2 protein-coding genes are annotated in these 4,586 nt (G+C 46.2%); both read left to right on the top strand.

Annotated elements, in window-relative coordinates:
- Nucleotides 1–1,908: filamentous hemagglutinin N-terminal domain-containing protein (locus ACFIK6_RS09130; RefSeq protein WP_375677574.1), on the top strand; the 1,908-nt coding region annotated here is incomplete at its 5' end.
- Nucleotides 1,818–4,586 (top strand): hemagglutinin repeat-containing protein (locus tag ACFIK6_RS09125; protein WP_375677573.1); only part of this gene is annotated, 2,769 nt, incomplete at its 3' end. The genes ACFIK6_RS09130 and ACFIK6_RS09125, both read left to right, overlap by 91 nt.

Genomic DNA, 4,586 nt, shown 5'->3' with positions numbered 1-4,586 from the left:
GGCTTATCACACAATAAATATGATGATTTTAATATTGGCAATGCAGGTGTGATTTGGAACAATCATGCGCAAGAAGTGGGGCAATCGCAGTTGGGGGGCATTATGCCGGGCAATCCGCATTTGCGTGTTACGGGTTCGGCGAAAGTGATTTTAAATGAAGTGACCAGCAGCAAGCGCAGTGCGCTTCATGGTCCAGGAGAGGTTTTTGGGCGCCCAGCCGATGTGATTATAGCTAATCCCAATGGGATAAGCTGTGATGGTTGTGGTTTTATCAATACGCCCCATGCGACCTTAACCACAGGTGTACCCGAAATTGATGCGAGTGGTTTTTTGAAAGGCTTTGAGGTACGAGGTGGGGACATCACCTTTGGCGCAAAGGGAGCCAATTTTTTCTCAGGCCAAGGGGCTGTTGATATCGTCGATATTGTCTCACGCACGGTGCATTTTGAAGGAGCTGTTGCGGGCAAGGAGATTGGTGTGACAGCAGGGACGGGTCACTTTGATTATGCTTCACGGGAAATGAAAGAGCTAACTGATATTATCGGCAAACCGGAATATGCGATAGATGGTTCTGCTTTAGGGGCTCTACAGGCGGACAGAATAAAACTTGTGGCGACAGAAAAAGGTGTTGGGGTTCGCATGCGCCATGATATGGCGGCTAATGCGGGGCAGTTGCATCTTTCTGCTGATGGAAAAATCTCGTTGAAGAATGTTTTTGGTCATGGGGGTGTTGTTCTTAAATCGAAAAGCCAGAGCGTATTGGCAAAACACATCACCTCGAAAAAGCATATTGATATTGCCGCACATAAGGATGTGACGTTAGAGATGGTTGGCGCTGAGGGTCATTTGAAAATAGAGGCGCAGGATGGGCTTTTATCGATTGCCGGCAAGGCAACCTCTGGGGGTAATATGGAGCTGTCTTCGCGCCAGACACTTCAAGTTTCAGGGCTAGGGTCAGGCGCTGATATGGCTCTTGAAGCGGGTGGAGACTTGAAACTTGAGGGGATTGTTTTGGCGCAAGGGAACCTCAAGGCACATGCCGGTGGTGATATAAAGGCGCAGTTTTTAGCCGGTGGGGTTGATATGGCGGCAACGGGTGCTTCTGGTGTTGTTGTTCTTGGCACCCAAGGGGATGTTGATCTCCAGAGCAGTCAAGGTGCGATTGTCGCTGAAAGTGTTTATGGGGCAGGAGATATCACCCTGGTTTCTCATAACGGACTTTCTGTTTCTCAAACAATTCTGTCGCATCAAAATGTTGCCATTCAAGCACAACCAGAAACAAATGCCCCCGTTCATTTTGGGCAACTTTTAGCTCATGGCAAGGCAAATATTGAGGGCGGGGCTGTTGACTTTTCTTCGCTGATGACGGGTGAAAAGGCTGTTTTAAAGGTTGGCAGCCTTGATGCTGGCACACTGATGACAGGTGTCGTTTCTACGGGCGGTTCAGGGGATCTTATTTTAGATAAAAACGGCTTTCTTTCTATTACAGCAAAAGAAGGGGTGAAGGTTGGTCAGATTGCCAGTGGTGGCAATATTGAAATTTTTGCAGGCAACGACATCTATTATGATCAGGTCATGGGCTATGGCAGCGCAACATTGACTTCGGTATCAGGAGGGATCAGTGTTGAGAATGTGCTGTCTGCTAAGGGGGATGTGAGGTTGACAGCAAACACTCTCGATTTAAGCAATAATCGTTCTCATATTTACACGCCGCAAACGCTGTATTTAATTGCAGATCATATTGATGTCTCAGAGAGCGAATTGACTTATGGCGGTTTAGATTTTAACAGCACCAATGCTCTTGATATTCACAATGCGTGGCTACAAGCCGTGACAGATCAGGGAGGACTGGAGATATTCTCTTTATTGCTCCAAGCGTTATGGTTGATGAGACAACGTTGGTTTTAGCGGCACGAGATTTCGTGATCAAGACGGGGGAGCTTGGAAATAGCGGTCAATTGGCATCGGGGCAGGATTTAGTCTTTAGCGTGACGGGCAATGTGACCAACAACAAAACGGGCTTAATTTATGTGAAGGGCAATGGTGCTTTACAAGTTGATGGGGCTTTGCTCAATGATTTTGGCACTATAATGGCAGAGGGTGATTTGTTTTTTACCAATGCAGAAGGCACAGGAAAAAGCCTTTCCCTTGTCAATAAAGCAGGCTCTATTCAAGCAGGTGGAAATTTAAATATCCAAACCAACACTCTAAAAAACGAAGCTGATAGCACGCCCGTCATCACGGAAAAAACTGAAGAAGTCGCCATCGCATTCGAAAAACCAGACAAATATAATTTTCTCGATGGTAGGGATTTATATCATGATACGAGATCGAATAGTTGGGGCAAAGGAAAGCTTTCTAAGTGGCCGCTTGGTAAAGACAAGAAAAACTTTATATTTGAACAGCAGGTTTGGGCGAGCAAAGAAGAAATCTACGGCACCGCAATTTCAAGCGAGGGAACAGTCTATAAGGCTTTTACTTGGGAATATAATGATAACAGAAAAGGCATAGAACAGTATTCCTGGAATGGTTCTCGGCGGAAGGGAGGATGGTTTGAGTCAATAAACGAAAATTGGTCACATATGACAGAAAAGACTGTTACGCAAGGTTTTTCGCATAAACCAACTGTTTCGGGGGTAATACAATCTAGTGGCAACCTCATCATTAACGCTGATAATATTGACAACCATTATAGCTCTATAGAAGCTGGGGGAAATGCGGATATCCAAGCCAAGACGCTGACCAATTTAGGGGCAACAGCTTATAAAAAAACTTATCTTGGTTGTCAGGCTTATACAGACAGTTGTTATGGCTATAAAGCTGATGGAAGCCGCGATGTTTCTTTAGATATAGCCAATGGCAAGGATCGCCATACTGGTTCAAAAGTTCTTGATGCTGCTCCTGGTCTTGTTCAAGCGGGTGGCACTTTAAATCTGGTGGTCGATCAACTCAATAACACGGCAGCGGAAGATTCGATTACAGGGGATGCGCATTTTGAAGCCAAAGCGGCTGGAGGCAATCCACTGGAGTCCTTAAGTGGTTTAACCGGGGCTGGTGCTCTCTTTACACCAAAAGTAGATCTCAATAATGCAGGGGAACTTTCTGAGGGGCTTCCTTTACCAAAGCCCCAATCGGGTGGGGTTGGGGGCACGCTGCCCAACCAGAATTTCATTTATGAAACGCGGGCAGAATTCCTTGATGTCGGCAAGTTTTATGGCTCAGCTTATTATTTGAACAGAATTGGCTACAATCCTGATCGGGAGATTTTTTTCTTAGGCGATGCATATTTTGAAAAGCAGCTGATTGAAAAACAAATGCGTGATCTGGTTGGTCAAGGTTTGGGCAAAGGTTCCTTTATTCCTGGAAGTGATGCCATTGAACAAGTCAAAACTTTGCTGGATGTCGGGGCAGATTATGCAAAAGCACACAATTTGACTTTTGGTGAGGCTTTGAGTGAAGAACAATTGGCGTCCCTAGAAGCCCCGATGGTGATTTATGTGCACCAACAGGTCAAGGGCATGGATGTTTATGCGCCGGTGCTTTATATCCCCGAAAAAGACAGATCCTCCTTTGTTTCTGCTGGGGCTTTGATCATGGGCGATGATGTCAATATCACCAGCCAAAATACAAGCAATTCCACGATAACCAATTCAGGGCGGATTGCGGCAAACCACCAATTGCATGTGCATGGTGGGGATATCCTCAGTCAAGGAGGACATTTTGCGGCGGGTGGTGATGCTGTTTTAGTTGCACAGAAGAATATTCGTTTGGATGCAGGGCGCACAACGGTTGACGGCGTGGAGACTGTATTAAACACCGAGGCGCTTTCTACTGGGGGTAATGTGAGCGTGATTGCTAAGCAAGATATCACCGCCTCAGGGGTGGGGATCACCACCGGGGGCGATCTTGCCATGGCTACAGAACAAGGCAACTTGACAATCGGTTCAGCAGAAACCCATTACCATGATGAACAGGGTGATGCCACCATGCATCATAAATCAGAAGTCAACTCTGGAGGCTCGACGACACTTGCCTCTGGAAAAGATTTGAATATTTTAGGCTCTGATGTTCAAACAAAGGATAATCTTTCCTTACAAGCTGAGGGCAATGTTTCTATTGATGCTACACGCAACAGCATGGACAATCATCGTGGGGATCAAACCTCTCATGTCGCCTTGCACAATGGCTCTCATTTAAGTTCTGGAAAAGAGACCACTGTCATCTCAGGTCAAGATATCCATATGGCTGCTTCCGATATCGATGCGAAGGGCAATGTTGGACTTGGCGCACAAGGGGAGATAACAATAGGGGTGAGAAACGATGAGATGGAATATCATCTTCGCGCCAAAAACACGAAAGTAGATATGCAAGCCTCTCATGCGGTTGGCTCTTCGATAAAATCGGGAGGTGATACCACTGTTATTGCAGGGCAGGATGGAAAGCCGCATGATCTTAGCATTACAGGTAGTTCCATTGCGGCTGATGGCAAGGTAGGGCTGAAAGGTAGCCACGATGTCCTGATCACCAATGCAGAGGATAGCTTACATTATGAAATGTCGTACCACAAAGAGGGTGGAGCATTCAGT

The organism is Bartonella sp. AS69XJJH (assembly GCF_042195585.1).
Classification (GTDB): Bacteria; Pseudomonadota; Alphaproteobacteria; order Rhizobiales; family Rhizobiaceae; genus Bartonella.
Note: the sequence above shows the minus strand (reverse complement) of the source record. Positions and strands in the feature narration are given on the sequence as shown.